The sequence below is a fragment of the Streptomyces sp. SID10853 genome (assembly GCF_010548145.1).
GTDB lineage: Bacteria > Actinomycetota > Actinomycetes > Streptomycetales > Streptomycetaceae > Streptomyces.
Genome location: NZ_JAAGLN010000497.1, coordinates 1 through 995 on the forward strand (window position 1 = coordinate 1; position 995 = coordinate 995).

1 protein-coding gene is annotated in these 995 nt (G+C 74.1%); it reads right to left on the reverse strand.

Annotation, left to right across the window (positions count from 1 at the left end):
- Window positions 1-357 precede the first annotated feature (357 nt).
- Window positions 358-906: an adenine phosphoribosyltransferase gene (locus tag G3I19_RS36615; RefSeq protein ID WP_164267964.1), complete on the reverse strand. Its 549-nt coding sequence runs from the start codon at window positions 904-906 to the stop codon at window positions 358-360.
- Window positions 907-995: the final 89 nt, after the last annotated feature.

Below are 995 nucleotides of genomic sequence, written 5' to 3' on the forward strand. Positions count from 1 at the left end.
CTTGGGCGTCGACAGGGGGGCGGCGCCGCCGGGGCGCACCACGGGAGCCGAGGGCTTCGGCTGCCCGGCGGGCGGCTTCTCGGGCGTCGCTGGGGCCGCCGCGGCCTTCTGGCCGTGCTGGTCTGGCTGTGCGGCGGCTGCGGGCCGGTCCTCGTCTGGCAAGGGCACTCCTCTGAGGGTCCCCCGGACGGAGCCTGGGGGGAGGGTCCGGGTCCCCGTGTCAGGTCCGGAAGCCCATGGTAACGATCCCCGGCGATCCGCTCCCCCCGGGCCGGTTCCGGCACCGTACGCGAGAGGCGGGCCGCCCGGATTCCGGGGGCCCGCCTCAACGGTACGGCGTACGGGACCGGAGCACGGTCAGACCGTGATCAGGGCCTCCAGCGGGGCACCGTGCAAGGCGGGCTCCAGCCGGGCACGGCCGTCCAGGAAGCCCAGCTCCAGCAGTACGGCCACACCGATGACCTGCGCGCCGGCCCGCCGGATCAGGTCGAGCGACGCCTCGGCGGTGCCACCGGTGGCGAGCACGTCGTCGATGACCATGACGCGGTCGTCGGCGCAGAGGTCTTCCGCGTGCACCTCGATCCGGGCGCTGCCGTACTCCAGGTCGTACGTCTGGGAGAGCGTCGCACCCGGCAGCTTCCCGGCCTTGCGGACCGGGATGAAGCCGATCCCGGCGCGGACCGCGACCGGTGCGGCCAGGATGAAGCCGCGCGCCTCGAGCCCGACGATCTTCGTGGCGCCGTACCGCACACAGAGTTCGGCGAGGGCGTCGGTCAGCGCGGTGAACGCCTCCGGGTCCGCGAGGAGCGGGGTGATGTCCTTGAACACCACGCCGGGCTGCGGATAGTCCGGTACGTCCCTGATCCTGCTGAGCAGCAGGTCCTCGGTGCTCCTGGTGCTGGTCATTCGGTACTCCCGGTACTGGTCATCGGCGCTTCCCCGGGGTGCGTCCGCGGCCGCGGGGGGCGGGCGCACGACGGCCGCCGGCCGCGGCG